This window comes from Desulfotomaculum sp. (assembly GCF_982386235.1).
This window is the reverse complement of sequence record NZ_CEVWQM010000022.1, coordinates 1-16,153: the sequence shown is the minus strand read 5'-3', so window position 1 is coordinate 16,153 and position 16,153 is coordinate 1. Positions and strand designations below refer to the sequence as shown.

13 protein-coding genes are annotated in these 16,153 nt (G+C 49.9%); 10 read left to right on the top strand and 3 right to left on the bottom strand.

Annotated elements, in window-relative coordinates; all coding sequences use genetic code 11:
• Nucleotides 1-3: 3 nt before the first annotated feature.
• Genes AC1U9Z_RS13080 through AC1U9Z_RS13070 form a run of 3 tightly spaced genes read left to right on the top strand, consistent with a single transcriptional unit; the run spans nucleotide 4 to nucleotide 3,706 of the window.
• Complete coding sequence (locus AC1U9Z_RS13080; RefSeq protein ID WP_333532600.1) at nucleotides 4-1,185, top strand: thiolase family protein; 1,182 nt, start codon at nucleotides 4-6, stop codon at nucleotides 1,183-1,185.
• Between the two features lie 15 nt (nucleotides 1,186-1,200).
• Nucleotides 1,201-2,337: an acyl-CoA dehydrogenase family protein gene (locus tag AC1U9Z_RS13075; RefSeq protein ID WP_333532599.1), complete on the top strand. Its 1,137-nt coding sequence runs from the start codon at nucleotides 1,201-1,203 to the stop codon at nucleotides 2,335-2,337.
• A 25-nt stretch (nucleotides 2,338-2,362) separates the two neighbouring features.
• Nucleotides 2,363-3,706, top strand: coding sequence for an acetyl-CoA hydrolase/transferase family protein (locus AC1U9Z_RS13070; RefSeq protein ID WP_333532598.1), 1,344 nt, complete (start codon nucleotides 2,363-2,365; stop codon nucleotides 3,704-3,706).
• Between the two features lie 158 nt (nucleotides 3,707-3,864).
• Here the strand turns inward: AC1U9Z_RS13070 and AC1U9Z_RS13065 are convergent, their stop codons facing one another.
• The 3 genes from AC1U9Z_RS13065 to AC1U9Z_RS13055 form a co-directional block, all read right to left on the bottom strand.
• Entirely contained in the window at nucleotides 3,865-4,017 is a 153-nt protein-coding gene (locus AC1U9Z_RS13065; RefSeq protein WP_442886094.1) for a hypothetical protein, read from the bottom strand.
• 123 nt (nucleotides 4,018-4,140) lie between these two features.
• A complete protein-coding gene (locus AC1U9Z_RS13060) occupies nucleotides 4,141-5,412 on the bottom strand; it encodes a sensor histidine kinase (protein WP_333532597.1) in 1,272 nt (423 codons plus the stop codon).
• Between the two features lie 18 nt (nucleotides 5,413-5,430).
• Nucleotides 5,431-6,156: a LytR/AlgR family response regulator transcription factor gene (locus tag AC1U9Z_RS13055; protein ID WP_333532596.1), complete on the bottom strand. Its 726-nt coding sequence runs from the start codon at nucleotides 6,154-6,156 to the stop codon at nucleotides 5,431-5,433.
• A 179-nt stretch (nucleotides 6,157-6,335) separates the two neighbouring features.
• On the opposite strand from AC1U9Z_RS13055, the gene AC1U9Z_RS13050 reads away from it, so the two are divergent.
• The 7 genes from AC1U9Z_RS13050 to AC1U9Z_RS13020 all read left to right on the top strand — a co-directional run.
• Nucleotides 6,336-7,472 carry a hypothetical protein gene (locus tag AC1U9Z_RS13050; protein WP_333532595.1) on the top strand — a complete coding sequence of 379 codons (1,137 nt, stop codon included), beginning with the start codon at nucleotides 6,336-6,338 and terminating at the stop codon, nucleotides 7,470-7,472.
• Nucleotides 7,469-8,032: a hypothetical protein gene (locus AC1U9Z_RS13045; protein WP_333532592.1), complete on the top strand. Its 564-nt coding sequence runs from the start codon at nucleotides 7,469-7,471 to the stop codon at nucleotides 8,030-8,032. Before AC1U9Z_RS13050 ends, AC1U9Z_RS13045 begins: the two co-directional genes overlap by 4 nt.
• A gap of 86 nt (nucleotides 8,033-8,118) precedes the next feature.
• Complete coding sequence (locus AC1U9Z_RS13040; protein ID WP_333532591.1) at nucleotides 8,119-8,673, top strand: LemA family protein; 555 nt, start codon at nucleotides 8,119-8,121, stop codon at nucleotides 8,671-8,673.
• An 8-nt stretch (nucleotides 8,674-8,681) separates the two neighbouring features.
• Nucleotides 8,682-10,376 (top strand): DUF2207 family protein, encoded by a 1,695-nt coding sequence (locus AC1U9Z_RS13035; RefSeq protein WP_479957698.1) that lies wholly within the window; start codon nucleotides 8,682-8,684, stop codon nucleotides 10,374-10,376.
• A gap of 26 nt (nucleotides 10,377-10,402) precedes the next feature.
• Nucleotides 10,403-11,311 (top strand): DUF4428 domain-containing protein, encoded by a 909-nt coding sequence (locus tag AC1U9Z_RS13030; RefSeq protein ID WP_333532589.1) that lies wholly within the window; start codon nucleotides 10,403-10,405, stop codon nucleotides 11,309-11,311.
• 38 nt (nucleotides 11,312-11,349) lie between these two features.
• Complete coding sequence (locus tag AC1U9Z_RS13025) at nucleotides 11,350-11,529, top strand: hypothetical protein (RefSeq protein ID WP_333532588.1); 180 nt, start codon at nucleotides 11,350-11,352, stop codon at nucleotides 11,527-11,529.
• The coding region (locus AC1U9Z_RS13020; protein ID WP_479957696.1) for a bacterial Ig-like domain-containing protein at nucleotides 11,526-16,153 on the top strand (4,628 nt) is incomplete at its 3' end. The genes AC1U9Z_RS13025 and AC1U9Z_RS13020, both read left to right, overlap by 4 nt.

The window sequence follows — 16,153 nt, the reverse complement described above, 5'->3', positions numbered from 1 at the left end:
GGATTGAGAAATGTAGTTATCGTCGGTGCCGCCAGGACACCCATTGGGGATTATTTGGGTTCTCTTAAAGAAGTATCAGCGGTTGATTTGGGTGTCACAGCCGTGACTGGTGCCTTAAATAAAGCTGGTTTAAAGCCGGAACAAGTAAATGAAGTGTTAATGGGGATGTGTATGCAGGGTGGCGCAAAGGGTAACCCTGCCCGTCAAATACAGATTGCTGCCAAAATACCGGTGGAAGCTCCGGCAGCCACCATTAATCAACAGTGTGGTTCCGCTATGAGAGCCCTGGAAATTGCAGCCCAACAAATCATGTTGGGTAAAGAGGATGTTATTGTGGCCGGCGGCATTGAAAGCATGTCCCAGGCACCCTACTATCTGCTCAAAGCCCGGGAAGGCTTTCGCATGGGGGATGGCAAGATCCATGATGCCCTCACCTATGACGGCCTAAATGATGCCATCAACGGCTACCACATGGGCATCACCACAGAGAACCTGGTGGAGAAATATAATATTTCCCGTCAAGAACAGGATGAGTTGGCTATTCTAAGCCATCAACGGGCTATTGCAGCCATGCAGGCAGGTACATTTAAGGAAGAAATCGTTCCTGTGGAGATTAGTACAAGAAAGGGGACCAAAATAGTCGACAGCGACGAGCACCCCCGAGCAGATATCTCACTTGAGAAACTCGCTAAATTAAGACCCGCCTTTAAAAAGGATGGTACGGTTACTGCCGGCAATGCTTCCGGCATCAACGACGGTGCCGCCGCCCTGGTATTAATGGCAGAGGATAAAGCAAAGGAGCTGGGCATTAAACCTTTAGCCCGGGTTTTAAACACCGCTTCCTACGGCGTAGATCCATCCATCATGGGCATCGGACCAGCCTATGCCATACCCAAAGCATTAAACTTTATCAATCTAAAATTAGCTGATATTGATCTTTTTGAAATAAATGAGGCCTTTGCCGGACAGTTTTTGGCCTGTAACCGTGAACTAAACATCCCCATGGATAAGGTCAATCGAAACGGTTCCGGTATTTCCTTAGGCCACCCGGTGGGTGCCACGGGTGTCAGAATCATCGTCAGTCTTCTTTATGAAATGAAACGTCAGGGATCACGCTTAGGGGTTGCATCGTTATGTTGCGGCGGTGGTCCTGGTATTGCTGCAGTAGTTGAAAGCTTAGATTAAAAGGAGGTTTATGGTATGGATTTTTTACTAACGGAAGAACAAGAAACCCTGAAACAAGTGGCTAAAAAATTTGCCGAGCAGGAAATTATGCCTGTGGCTCTGGAGTATGACGAGAAAAATGAGTTTCATGCTGAGCTGATTCCCAAGTTATTTGAGGCCGGTCTGTTAACAGTAGGAGTCCCAGAGGAATACGGCGGCCCTGGCATTGACACAGTTGGCCAGGCAGTGGTAATGGAAGAACTATCCCGGGGCTGTGCTGCTGTGGCCACCACCGTTGCCGCATCCTGCCTCCTCGCCGCTGATCCAGTGGTAATTGCCGGTAATCATGAACAAAAGCAGCGCTTCTTCGATGTCCTAAATGAAGGAAAACTGGCTGCCTTTTGTCTCACCGAGCCAGGGGCCGGTTCTGACGTGGCTGCACTAAAAACTACCGCTACCCTGGAAGGTGACGAGTATGTAATAAACGGTACCAAATGCTTCATTACAAATGGTGGTGTGGCTGATATCTTCACTGTTTGTGCCTCTGTGGACCGCAGCAAAGGTCACAAGGGTCTCTGCTTTTTCATCGTGGAAAGGGATCTTCCCGGCGTTTCCGTAGGCAAAAAGGAAAACAAACTGGGCATTCGTTCCTCCAGTACCACCGATGTAATCTTTGATAATGTTCGTATACCTAAAGAGAATCTGCTGGGCAAAGAAGGCGACGGCTTCAAAATTGCCATGCAAGCACTGGATATGTCCCGTCCCATGGTTGCTGCCCTGGCAGTGGGTGTAGCCCAAGCGGCTATGGAGTACGCCACCAACTATGCCAAGGAAAGAATTGCCTTTGGCAAACCCATCGCAGCCTTACAAGGCATCCAGTTTATGCTGGCGGAGATGGCTATGCAAGTTGAAGCAGCCCGCCTTCTGGTATATAAGGCCTGCTGGCAGAAAGATGCTGGCTTACCCTACAGCGTCCTTTCCTCACTATCCAAGGGTTTTGCCGGTGATATGTGCATGAAGGTAACCACCGATGCCGTGCAGGTCTTGGGCGGCTATGGTTATATCAAAGAATACCCGGTTGAGAAGTATATGCGTGATGCAAAAATCATGCAAATTTACGAAGGAACCAGCCAAGTGCAAAGGGTTGTTATTGCTGGCAATATGTTGAGATAGTTCAACTAAGGGAAGGGGGATTTTAGTGGCCAATTATACTGAAATGTATAAAAGTAAATTGACCACACCTGATCAGGCTGTCAGTGTTGTCAAATCAGGAGATTGGGTGGATTATAATGCCTTTACTGGCCGCCCCATCGCATTGGACAGGGCTTTGGCCAAAAGAAAAGAAGAATTGAATGGTGTAAAAATAAGGGCAACTACCACCATGTATGGCGTACCCGAAGTCGTCAAGGCAGACCCTGAATCACAGCATTTTATCTATAACAACTGGCATTTTAGCGGCCTTGATCGTAAGTTAGCCGACCAGGGAAACTGTTGGTATGCTCCGGTCCTTTACAGAGAAGTCCCCAGTTACTATCAAAAATATGTAGACGTTGATGTAGCCATGCTGCAGGTTTGCCCCATGGATGATAAGGGCTATTTTAACTTTGGTGTCCAGGTTTCCCATGCCAGAGCCATTGTTGACAAAGCCAAAATCGTTATCCTAGAGGTAAATCAAAATATGCCCCGGGCCTTGGGCGGCTATAATGAAATCATTCATATTTCGGAAGTGGATTATGTGGTGGAGGGTGACCACAATCCGATCCCACAGATACCCAGCCCCGTGGCCTCAGATGAGGATCGCAAGATCGCCCAATACGTAATGGAAGAAATCGAAGATGGTGCCTGTATCCAACTGGGTATTGGCGCAATGCCCAATGTAGTGGGTAAATTGTTAGCCGATTCTGATTTAAAAGACCTGGGTGCTCACACCGAGATGCTGGTGGATGCCTATGTGGATATGTATGAAGCCGGTGTGCTGACGGGAAAAAGGAAAAATATTGACCAATACAAAATGGTCTATACCTTTGCCATGGGCACCCAAAGACTTTATGATTTTATTAATAATAACCCCATCTGTGCCGCCTACCCGGTAAGCTACACCAATAACCCAAAAAACATCGCTCAAAATGACAAGGTGATGTCCATCAACAATGCCGTGGAAGTGGATCTTTTCAGTCAAGTGAATTCCGAGACCTCCGGCATGAGGCAGATCAGCGGCACAGGCGGTCAATTTGACTTTATAACCGGTGCCTATGAATCCAAGGGGGGCAAGAGCTTCATCTGCCTTACCTCAACCTATAAGGATAAACAAGGTAAGTCCTTTTCCCGCATCATTCCTTTCCTAAGAAATGGCTCCATCGTAACTGCCCCCAGAACATCGGTGGAATATGTGGTTACTGAATATGGCAAAGCTGTTTTAAAAGGAAAAACTACCTGGGAACGTGCCGAAGCCCTTATCTCCATCGCCCATCCCGATTTTAGAGATGAGTTGATTAAGTCAGCACAGGATATGGGTATTTGGCGGAGGAGCAATAAAATATAGCCAGCCGCTGTCAATGGCCGTGAGCCATGAGCCATCGGTTATAGGGGCGACCTTTGGTCGCCCCTTCCCCATGGTGCCGTTAGTTGATGGCAGCACAAATACGCAAGAACAAAACCCACAGTCAAAGGGCTGTGGGTTTTTAAGCTTAGAGGTGGGGATCAGACTATCTGTTCAGAAACCGATTGCTCAAGCAATATGGTTTTATCCTCTAACCATTGCCGTCTGGGAGCATCCAGTGCTGCCTGGGGATTTAATTGAAAATCTGTATTCATGATCATCTGGTGTCCCCGGGGCTGCATGAAGGCACCCATGACGTCAAAGGAACCCCTGGCTTAATTGTCCTTGGTTAAAAAGCCGGGGATAATGGCAATGGTTGTGAAGTATGACTCCATTTTACCTGGAATCGCTCTGCACTTTGTAGTTAAAACAATCCTTTATGCAGTGGCCTGAAACATAAACCAGCCATCCTTGACCGAAAATTGGCATACACCGCCATGCTTTTCCACGATATGAGCCATACTTTTTGTGCCAAAACCATGCCCCTGTTCTTTTGATACAGGAAGCCCCTGATGGAATATTGGTTCGGTCTGATAACTGTTGCGGATGTCAATGCACAGTTTATTATTCTTGTCATACACACGCAGCTTGATATAGCGTTCATTGCTGTCGGCTATATTTTCACAGGCATCTATGGCGTTTTCCAAAGCATTTGACAATAGTGAACAAAGCTCGGTGTCGCTAAACGGAAGCGAGTCGGGCAGCTTCGCTTCTACCGTCAATAGAATTCCCGATTGTTTTGCTTTGGCGGCAAAAGCGGACAAAATCAGATTGACGGTTTCATTTTCGCAAAAGCGCATGGGCGTGATGGCATCCATGTCGGACTGGGCAGTCCGTAGATACTCTTTGATCTCCTCTATGCGTTCCTCGGATGCCAGACCCTGTAAAAGAGCGAAATGGTGGCGCATATCGTGCCGATAGGCCACGGCATTCTGCTGCAGCTGCCGCAGAGAAGCAAATTCTGTTTGTGCCTGCCGGAACTGCGTATCCAGCATATCCCGCTCTCTTTGGATACTTGCCTGTTTTTGTGTTTCGGCATAGTAAAGGAGGACAAACACAAAATAGAATGCCGATGTCACGAAGGGCATGAACTGTACAGCCGCACGTGTTCCGCTATACATAAAATCGGTGTAAACCGTGGCGGTATAGTCGAACAGATAGTAAAAAGCCGGCATGGCGCCAAACAGCAGGCAGGATTTAACGGAGCGTTCCATCAGATGCCGAACCGATTTCACCACATATTTTTGCAGCAAATAGTACATCAGAAACACAGCCGCGACATAGCCGACATGGTTTATGGAAGCACTGTCAAAAGCGGCGCCTGCGACACTGCCGATCCAACGGGGAGGCTGGCAGCACAAGAAGGAGGCAAACATGCTGGTTAGTGAAATCAGCCACGGGCGTTTTAAGAACACGACGATAAAAACAGCCACCGGCAAATGAGAAATCAGCGGATATATTTTTATCGTCATGTCCATGCCCCAGATTCGCAAGCAGACTAGTTGCACAATAAATAAAATGAAGGTAAAGCATCCGAAAGCCAGATGATTTTTCCGTGTATGCGCCATTCCGGCGAAACTGACCGCAACCGCCGCACCGAATAACAGGGCAAACCAATAGCGAGAGAACGCAATGACAGTTTCTAGCATTTTGGTTCCTCCTTTCTCTTATTCCCCCTCCATTTGATAAGCCAGATACTGCTCTTTAATCTCCCGTGCCTTACCTTGTGCAACAGGAACAGATGAAAGGGTTTGTAAGGTCACCCGGCGATTTTCAATGGTATCCACATACTGCATATTCACAATATAAGAGCGATGGGTTTTGATAAAACGCCCATATTTCAGCAGATTATCGCAGACGGAGGAAAAGGGTTCTGTGCATTCGATTACCTTACCGGAGCGCAGATGATACAACACATTTCTGCCAATGACCTCGGCAAAAACCAAATTGGAGATCAGTATTTTTTGAATTCCCTCATTACTCTTTACGATAACCGCATCCTCACTTTTTTCCGCTTTTATCCGCTCCAGCATTTCGTCAAAGGTGAAGAATAATTTTTCCTTCGATATCGGCTTTAATACATAGTTAATGGCTTTCACCGAATAGCTTTCCAAAGCAAACTCGGGCGATGAGGTAAAGAACAAAATCGGTGCGGTTTTGTCAAAAGCACGGATTTCCTTTGCGACATCAATGCCCATAAAGCCCGGCATAATGATATCCAGACAGTATATATCAAACCGCTTTCCTTTTTCTAAGGCCGAAACCAGCTCAAATCCGTTTGGAAAGACGGCGTATTCGCAGTCCAGATGTTTAGAAGTTCGGTACAGATCTATAAGCTGTACCATATTGGATAACTCGTCAATATTGTCATCACAGACCGCAATCTGCAGCACAAGCACCCCCCATTTCCCTATTATTCTATTTCTCCATGATAAATTTACCATAAAAATCGAATATCCGACACTATGTTTCATGTCGAAAAAATCATGTTTCATGCAGCGGACGGTTTTTGCGGGGGAATTTCTGATAGCTTGAGGCTGTGAAACAAAATTTCTAAAGGAGGAACACCCTTATGAAAAAACGATTTATGGGCATACTGCTCATCTTTTGCATGGCACTGACGATGCTACCGATGACTGCATATGCATCCCTTCCCAACAACCCCACACCGAAAAATGGCTGGTACTATCTTCGGTGCATGGGCAACTATCTCAACCTTGACGCAAAGGGCAACGCGGAACTGCGCGACAAAACCAACACTCCGGAGGGAAATACAAAATGGCTCCTGCGCTACCTCGGAAGTGCCGGAAGCGGTGGCGCGTACGCCTTGGAGACGGTGGACGGCAAGCGTTTGGGCATATCCAGCATATCGAACGGTGCCCGGGTAAAGGTGTTGGCAAATGACCCGGCTAACCCTTTGCTGAGCTGGCGGCTGTGCGGCGAAAATAAACCCAGCAAGGATATTTGCAGCCTGCGCCCCGTTGATAATCAAGATATGTTATTGAACGCCTCCGGTCAAAAAAAGACGGATGGAACCGCGATTATTTTATGGAACCATATAGACAAATGGGTTTGTCCGAGCCACCCTGTCCCTGACGGGCCCGAACATAGCGAGTTCCGGTTTATCCCCGCGGACAACCCCTCCGCAGGCATCGCAAAAGCACCCGCCACCGGTTGGTACTGTCTGCAAGTGTTCAGCGGCAACAACCAGCGCACGCTAAACATAGATGCCTCGGGCAATGCGGAATTGAATCGCTGGAACCAATCCACAGAGGGCACACGGGAGCTCTATGTGGAAAACAAGGGGAACAATCAAATAACCGCCAGAATGAAGGACGGAAGATATCTGGGCATCGCCGATCCCATAACGAACGGAACACGGGTAAAGGCTGTGAGCAGTCCGTATCTTTGGAATGCCTACAACGAAAACACCGCTGGCTTAAAATCAAGCTACGAACGGTGCAGCCTGCGACCACCTACTGCCACTAAGCTGGTAATGAACGCCTCAAATGAAAAAAGCGACATCGGAACTCCCGTTATCCTGTGGACAGAAACGAACATGAACGCCCCGAGTCATGCCGAGTGGACATTTACCGTTTTAAGAGAAGACCAAATCCCGAACGTGCAATTCTCAACGAAACCTACCCCGGCGCCGGTCACACCACCCGCGCCCATGGTTACCCAACAGAAAATGGAGGATTTGAAATGAAAAAATTACTGGTACTTATGATGGCGCTTGCCATGACGCTGAGCCTTGCAGCCTGCGGAGGAAACAATTCCGCACCAACTTCCACGCCTGAGACATCGGCGCCTGTCGCTTCGGACATCACACTTGTCAACAAGGTAGCAAATTACACCGCTCTGCTCGTTCCCAGCGATTTTGGCGAATTTAGTGACAAAGACGGCTACGCTGTGGCTGAAGGTCCCAATGCCAGCATTGTCGTAACACCTACATTCCCATCGGATACACGGATTGGGGATGTTACCGAGGACTATATGCTTGAATCACTGGGGGATACCTATTCCAACATCAAGGTGCTTGCCTTTGATAATCCTGCTAAAATTGCGGAAGTGGATTCCTTGTCCTTCCTCTGCACAGGCGACAGCAATACCAGCGGCAAAAACGTAACCACTTGTCAAATTATTTTATACTTCGCAATCGATGGTCAGAATTGCGAGCAGCATATTGCTTTTACTTACACCACAGGGGCAAATTCCTCCCTTGAGGCGAATCTGGCCGATATACTTCCGAGTATCACATTGGAGTAATCACGCATACAGGCAACAAAATGGGCAGACGGACAAAATAGTGGTCTGTCTGCCCATTCAAAAATAAACAAGGAGGAAACTTTATTATGCTGCCAACTTTCATCGCAATCATCACAATTGCTACGGTCATTGTGTTGTGGATAATCTCTACACAGCGCAAGCTGGTGGTGCTTGATGAGAATATCAGCAATGCCATGAGCCAGATCGGGGTGCAGCTTTCCAGCCGTTTTGATGCCCTGACGGCTCTTTTGGATTTGACAAAGGGCTATGCCAAGCACGAAAGCGAAACGCTGATTGAAACAATCAAATCAAGAAGAAGTGTGATTACGGCAAAATCCACACCGGATGATGTGCTGCGTCAAGAAGGGATTATTTCCGAAGCCTTGGGCAGGATTGCCATGGTAACGGAGCAATACCCCGAATTAAAGGCAAACCAAACTTATATCAAAACCATGGACGCGGTGCAAACCTTTGAAAACATGGTGCGCACCAGCCGCCTGATTTACAACGACAGCGTGACGAAGCTCAACCGTGAAATCCGAATGTTCCCGGTCTCCATGATTGCTGGGATGTTAGGCTTCCGGCAAAGAGACTATCTGGAGGAGCAGGCGGCCAAGGCGGATATGCCAAGCATGAAATGAGGTGCTTTATGCGTAAAAGAGTGAGCAGCCTGATTCTATGCTTTGTCCTGCTATTTGCCCTACCTCTCCCCTCCTTTGCAGCGAATCAGGTGCATACCATGGATATTCAGGCTGTCATTTACGAGGATGGCTCTATGCACATCACCCAGAGCTGGGAAGGGAGCTTTGAGGAAGGAACCGAATGCTATATTCCCATGAATGCACCCGATTATCTGACCGTCAGCGAGCTTAAGGTCTCTGACCAAAACGGTATCTATGATACGGTGCCGGATTGGAACATTGATTGGAGCTTTGAAGAAAAGGCAAAAAAATGCGGTATTCATGATACGGACAGCGGTTATGAAATCTGCTTCGGCATCAGCCGGTACGGGCAAAATCGCTACACCATTGCATATAAGTTGGATAACGTAGTAGGTGGATATGCCGACAGGGACGGCGTAAATTTCCGATTTGTGGGTGACGGAATGAATACAACACCCACCGATGTGACGGTTCAAATCCGCCTTGCGGATGGCACACCCATCACCGATGAAATTGCCGATGTATGGGGCTTTGGCTTCGCAGGCGAGGTGGCATTTGAGAATGGAAGTATCGTTGCCCGTACAGATACCCCGCTCTCTGCGGAAAACCATGTGACGGTACTGTTTAATCTGGAGAAAGGAATCCTTTCCCCCTTACGACAGGAATCAGGGAGCTTTGAGGAAGTGAGAGAAAAAGCCTTTTCGGGCAGCGATTACGATAACATCGGCTCCACCGGCGAAGAAGTATCCGTATTTGCGGTAATCGTTACGATACTGCTGTCCATCGGACTTCCCATCGGGCTGATTATCTGGATTGGCAGGATGAAAAAGAAAAGGGCAGAGAAAAAACGGCAAAGATTCGCAGAGCGGTTCGGGTATTTCAGAGAGCTTCCCAACGGGGGCAGACTGAGCGCCACCTATGCGTTAGGGAGAATGTTTGATGTGTGTGAGGATGGCGCGATTCTCGCCACAGGGATGCTGCGGCTTACCCAGCTGGACTGCCTGTCCCCTGTGGAAACCCAGGAAGTCGGCTTTATGTGTAAGACCAAAGAAGCGGTCAGTCTGCGGTTGATGGGCAGCCAGCATGACAAAATGAACGAGTACGATGAGTACCTTTATACGGTATTGGAGGGTGCTGCCGGTTCGGATGCCATCTTGCAGGCAAAGGAGCTGGAACGCTTTGCAAATCAAAATGATACGCTGCTTCGTGCTTATATTCAAAAGCATGACAGTGCAGGCAGAGCCTATTTGAATCAAAAGCACTGCCTGAAACGGTGGAATATTCCTGCCAAACTAACCGACCTGACGCCAGCCGGTGAACAGGAGCTGGGCGAGCTGCTGGGGCTCAAACGGTATTTGGAGGATTTTTCACTGGTTGCCGAGCGGGGTGTCAAGGAAATGCCGATTTGGCGGGAGCTGCTGACCTATGCCATGCTGTTTGGCATAGCCGATCAGGTGGCGGAGCAAATGAAAGAGTTATATCCGGCACTTTCTTCCGAACTAACTGATTACAGCCAGAGCATGGTTACAGCCTATTCCTATCACTATTTGCTTTACAGCAATATGAAGAAAGCCGAGGAGCGGCGCGAACAGGAAAAGCGCAGCGGCGGAGGCGGCGGATTTGCTTCCTTTGGCGGAGGTGGCGGCTCCATCGGCGGCGGTTCAGGCGGCGGAACGAGATAAGAATTGATCATAGGGAGGAAATGAAGATGGGCTTATTCTCTAAAAAACCCCCTTGCCCCATCTGCGGCGGCAAAATTTCGTGGTTTCTGCCATCGAAAATAGAGGGCGAATACATCTGTGACACCTGCCACAACAAGATCGATATGGAGACCGACAAGGAAAGCCAACTGACGATGCAAAGTTTTCGGGAATATTTGACATTTTACGATCAAAACCAGCTGCTGAAAGATCAGTTCGTGATTTCTGAACGGATTGACTTCGGCCTTTGGGATACCAAAATTATCTTCGATTACCAGAACAAGCTGTTCTGCCTGAGCAAAAACCTGGACAAAACCGTATTTGAGGGCAAACAGTTGAAATCCTTTATCATTAAAGAGGATAGCGCCCCTCTGTTCGAGGGTTCGGCGGCGGGCCTACGCCGCTATGCCAGTACCGTGCCGGAGCGCGCCATGGCCCTGGCACCGCAAATCTCCCAGTTTATGATGAACAGGCAGATGGCCCGTGCCATGGACAAGCTGGATGACGGCAAGGCAAACTGGTCAGCACCGAGGCAGTATTTTGATGTGCCGGAACCCTTTCAGGTGTTTAACGTGGAACTGCATTTCGACCACCCCTACTGGACGGTGATTAAATGCGATATGGACGGCCCCCGATTTGATAATAACCTCCCGGATGTGAACGGCTACATCCGCTCGTATCAGCGCAGCATTGGGGAAATTGAAAAGCTGGTGACTGCATTCAAGACGGTGGCCTTTCCGGAAGCACCAGATCAGTCCATTGGTCATGGTGCAGCGGGGGCACAGGCGGTACATACAACCATGGCACCCCCTGTCGACGCCATCGGGGAAATCAAAAAATACAAAACACTGATGGAAGAAGGCATCATTTCCCAGCAGGAGTTTGACGCAAAGAAGAAGCAGTTGCTTGGAATTTGAAGAAAACCGCTATATCACTGTGGAAAGAAGGGGATTGCATGACTTACGCCTGCGAGGACTGCGGCTTTCTGTTCTACCGGGCAGGAGAGGTAAGGGAATGCCCCTCCTGTGAGAAAAACCATATTCGCTCTGCCACCAAAGAAGAAACCCAGAGGTTGCAGACACTTCTGGAACGAGGAAAACCAACTTTACCAGTTGAGGAGGAACAGACCCTATGAAGAAAAGAGGTAAAATGCTGCAACGCGGCAAGAGAAGGACTCCTAGGGGACGATTGCTAAGTATGTTTCTGGTGCTGTGCATGGTGCTTACCATGCTGCCGGTTTCGGCAATGGCGGAAGAAGCGCAAACGACCATTGGCGCAAGCGGGGAAATTATTGCATTTGAGCCGCTAGCAGAAACAGAAAAAACGGTCACGACCGGTACATCCATTAAGGATTTAGAACTGCCCGAAACCCTGACCGCCACAGTGCGGGCAGCCGTGATTTCGGACAGCGGCGCGTCGGAGGAAACCGTGCAGGATTCCGCAAGCCCGGAAGAGGATACGGCAGTGGATGATTCGGCTACTGCAACCGCCGACTCCGCCATAGAGGCAGAGGTCAGCGAGCCGCAGGAAGCAGGCGAAGCGACCACTCCCGAGTGGGAAGAAACAACCGTGGACATTCCCGTTACATGGATTTCCCAGCCGGAATATGACATGGACACCGAGGGTGAGTATGTATTTACCCCTGTGATTGGGGGATATACGGTCAGCGCTGAGCTGCCGGAGATTGCTGTGACGGTGGAAGCGGCGCGCATGATGATGGGGATGATCAGCCCGATGGCTGTCACAGAATACAGCATCTGGGTGGGCGGCACGCGGGTGACCAGCGACAACATGAACGATGTGCTCGGGGACGGAACGGTGCGCTACACCCCCGCGTCGAGCAGTCCGTACCCAACCCTTACCTTGAACAACGCCAGAATTACGGGAGCGCTTACTTCGCAGACGGTGCCCCAAAGAAAATACGGCATTTACACGGAATACAGCCTCAAAATTGTATTGGAGGGCAGCAATACGATTACTACTGAGTCCGGTGCTTATAGTTACGCCATCTGTGTGAATAACGGGCACCTTACCATATCCGGCACCGGTAGCCTCAACGCCGCAGGCGGGAAGGCAACATATAATCAAGGCGCCAGCTACGGTGTGTATCTCGACCAGGGTAACCTAATCGTTGAAAGCGGCAGTTTGACAGCAAGTGGGGATGTATCTAAGGGGTTCGGCAGTTACGGTGTGGTGGTGCAGAGCGGGAATGCCATAGTTAAAGGCGGCAGCCTTAAAGCCACAGGCGGGCAGGCAACAGATAAATCAGATGGTAAAAGCTATGGCATATGGATAATAGGCAACTCTAATAGACTAGTTGTTGAAGGCGGCGCGGTAAGTGCCACCAGCGGTACGGCAAAAACTGACAGCTACGGCATTGGTGCCAGTAGCATCAGCATCAACGGCGGCACGGTAACCGCCAGCGCTCAGGGGCAGGCAATGAAAATAGCCCCCACCTTCGGCAGCAGCTATATCCACAAAAACACTGCCGGAGCAAGCCCCAGCAGCACCGGCGCGGTAGTTGTGACCGACGAGATACTCACAACAGATATCAGGAGCTACAAATATGTCAAGATTGAGAGCCCAGTTGTTGCCAAAAATACAACAACAGGCACAGGCTACGCCACCCTGCAAAAGGCGGTTGATGAGGTTGCGGAGAAGGAAACCATTCAACTGCTGGATGACATCACACTCACAGCTACTGTCACCATCGCCAGCGGCAATAGTAAAAGCTTTACCCTTGACCTAAACGGACACACGCTGAACGGCGGCTACGCTACCGCCATAAGCCATGAAGGTAGCGGAACATTGACCATCACCGATACCTCAGGCGGTGAGGGCGGTACAGTTTTGAGCAGCAGTGGTTGGAAGGGCAGTACAATTACGCTACTAAATGATAGCTCTCTGGTTGTTTCAGGCGGTACTGTGAAGTATACAGGCGACGGCCTCGGTGCAATTTATAGCACATCCACTAGTAGCGTAAGTGTGACCAGCGGTACGGTGGAAAGCACTGGCCAATCCAATGGTATTTATAGCAGTAGCACTGGTAGTGTAAGTGTGACTGGCGGCACAGTGAAAAATACCAATTCTTCATCTGCAAATGCCGATGCGATTTCCAACAATGGCACCGGCATGGTGAGCGTTTCCGGAGGCAGAGTGATTTCGGGTTCGGGCCGTGCGATTCTCAACCTTGACGCCGGCAGCGTAAGCGTTTCAGGAGGAACGGTAAGTGCAGATGCAAGTCCTGCGATTTTGGAGGGTGGACTCGGAAAAATCACTATCGGCGGCACGGCTACGGTCACCAGCGCAAATTCTTCAGCCACCTACCCCGGCACGATTTATCTGGACTTTGGCGGTAGTCCTGCCCTTGAAATCACCGGCGGAACGATAGAAAATACCGCGGCAGGCGGCAATGCAATTTATAATATAATCAACAGAAAAATTTCAATCCCAAGCGGTACGCCTGTTATTAAAGGCGACGGCAAGGCGATGAACAAAGCCCCGGATTTGAGCGGCTATGCCAATGTAAAAGTTACGGCAAGCACCTTTTACAATGGAGCTTCACCGGTCACTTACAATGCGGCGAACATCGCCACCTACAAATACCTCAAGTTTGAACAGGGCTCGGCCAATGTCGCCCAAATCGGCAGCACAGGCTACGAAACCCTGCAAGAGGCGGTTAATGCAGTTGCGGAGGGACAGACCATTCAGCTGCTGGATGACATCACACTTACAGCTACTGTCACCATCGCCAGCGGTAGTAATAAGAGCTTCACCCTTGACCTAAAGGGCAAAACCCTGGACGGCGGCGCTAACACCGCCATCAAGCATGAAGGCACCGGCACGTTGACCATCACCGACACCAAAGGTGGCGGAAAGGTCACAGCAAAAAAAGACAAGTACTCCTGCACGATTGATCTAAATGGCGGCAGCCTTGTTGTTGTCGGTGGTACATTGGAAAACACAGATGTTGGTTCTGCAATCTATAACGAAGGTGCTGGAACTGTCAACATCCAAGGCGGCACAGTAAGGGGCTATTCTTATGCAATTCAAAACAAATCAACCGGCGATGTGATCGTTTTCGACGGTGTTCTAGAAGGCCAAATTGCGATTTATAATTCCTCCGGGAGCGGCAATGTAACGATTTCCGGTGGTGCATTAAGCGGCATGCGGGGCATTTACAACTTTAGCACCGGCGAAGTAAGTGTTTCCGGCGGTACGGTAAGCGCAAGCGGAGACAATTCGCAGGCAATTCAAAACGTGGGCGGCGGCAACGTGAATGTCTCCGGCGGCACGCTAAAAGCAAGCGGAGACAAATCACGCGCAATTTCTAACGGGAGCATGGTCAACGTGAGTATTTCCGGCGGCACGGTTAGCGCCACAGGCACAAACAGCGTTGGAATTGATTCTGCCACAATCTACATCCCAAGCGGTTCGCCCGTCATCCAGGGCGGAGGCAGAGCGATGAATACGGCCCCGGATCTTAGCGGCTATACCAAAGTAAAGGTTACAGCAAGCACCAATTACGATGGAACACCATCGGTTGCTTACGATTCGGAGAAAATAGGCACCTACAAATACCTAACCTTTACGAATGATACGGACAATACGGTCACCAACTTGAATTTGGGCGGCAAGCTGATCGCCCCGGAAACCGGCGGCACACCGATGACAACCATCACCGATGATGATCAGTACACCGGCACAGTGGAATGGGATGGCAGCCCCACGAAATTCCTTGCCGACACAGTCTACTCCGCCACCGTCACCCTAACGGCGAAACCCGGTTACACCTTTTCAGGCGTGGCGCAAAGGGCGTTTACCTGCACCGGTGCAACCTATGTAATGAACCCTGCAGGCGATGGAGATATGCTGAATGTGACCATTACATTCCCTAAAACGGCGGCAAGCGCACTGCAATCAATTGCCATTACCACGCCGCCTAACACGACGGCTTACAAATTTGGAGATGCTTTCAGTATTGCAGGCATGGTGGTGAAGGCCACCTATAACGACGGCACGGAGGATGCAAACTTTACCGCCTACACGGTGGATAAAACAGGTGCGCTCACCATGGGCGATACCACAATCACCCTGACGGCAAACGGCACAAGCATCACAACTACCCAAGCCATCACCGTTACCAAGGCCGACGGCCCCGCCGCTCCAACAGGGCTTGCGGGTGTAGCACCCACCAGTGCGGGCGGCACAGACGGCAAGATCACCGGTACAAGCACCGCCATGGAGTATGCTAAAAACCTCGGCTTTACCGGTGCTGCCGACTGCACCGCAACCGAAACCACTGGCCTTTCCGCAGGAACTTACTATGTGCGCGTAAAAGCCACTGCTACCCATGAGGCGAGTGCATCCGCCACAGTTACCGTTCCGGCAGGCGTTACGAAAATCGCCGTGCCTACCGCAAACACAGGACTCAAGTGGACTGGTACTGAACAAATCGGCGTGAACAGCGGCACAGGCTATACCCTCAGCGGAACCGATAAAGCAACGGATGTCGGGGACTATATCGCTACAGCGACTCTGCAATCCGGCTATGCTTGGAACGATAACACCAACACTGACAAAACAATCTCTTGGAGTATAGCAAAGGCTGACGGTCCCGCAGTCACCGGCGTATCTGCCGTGAACTGCACCACTGTCAGCAATAATGACGGCAAGCTCACCGGCGTGACTACCGCTATGGAGTATAAGAAAAGCGATGCTGCAAGTTACATCCCCGGTACCGGCAGCGACATTACTGG

What these genes read in the sequence shown, in the direction of transcription:
- AC1U9Z_RS13040 (WP_333532591.1), top strand. Translation starts at nt 8,119, where the DNA reads ATGCTGCCAACTTTCATCGCAATCATCACAATTGCTACGGTCATTGTG.
- AC1U9Z_RS13030 (WP_333532589.1), top strand. Translation starts at nt 10,403, where the DNA reads ATGGGCTTATTCTCTAAAAAACCCCCTTGCCCCATCTGCGGCGGCAAA.
- AC1U9Z_RS13065 (WP_442886094.1), bottom strand. Translation starts at nt 4,017, where the DNA reads ATGGGTGCCTTCATGCAGCCCCGGGGACACCAGATGATCATGAATACA.
- AC1U9Z_RS13045 (WP_333532592.1), top strand. Translation starts at nt 7,469, where the DNA reads ATGAAAAAATTACTGGTACTTATGATGGCGCTTGCCATGACGCTGAGC.
- AC1U9Z_RS13035 (WP_479957698.1), top strand. Translation starts at nt 8,682, where the DNA reads ATGCGTAAAAGAGTGAGCAGCCTGATTCTATGCTTTGTCCTGCTATTT.
- AC1U9Z_RS13025 (WP_333532588.1), top strand. Translation starts at nt 11,350, where the DNA reads ATGACTTACGCCTGCGAGGACTGCGGCTTTCTGTTCTACCGGGCAGGA.
- AC1U9Z_RS13050 (WP_333532595.1), top strand. Translation starts at nt 6,336, where the DNA reads ATGAAAAAACGATTTATGGGCATACTGCTCATCTTTTGCATGGCACTG.
- AC1U9Z_RS13060 (WP_333532597.1), bottom strand. Translation starts at nt 5,412, where the DNA reads ATGCTAGAAACTGTCATTGCGTTCTCTCGCTATTGGTTTGCCCTGTTA.
- AC1U9Z_RS13075 (WP_333532599.1), top strand. Translation starts at nt 1,201, where the DNA reads ATGGATTTTTTACTAACGGAAGAACAAGAAACCCTGAAACAAGTGGCT.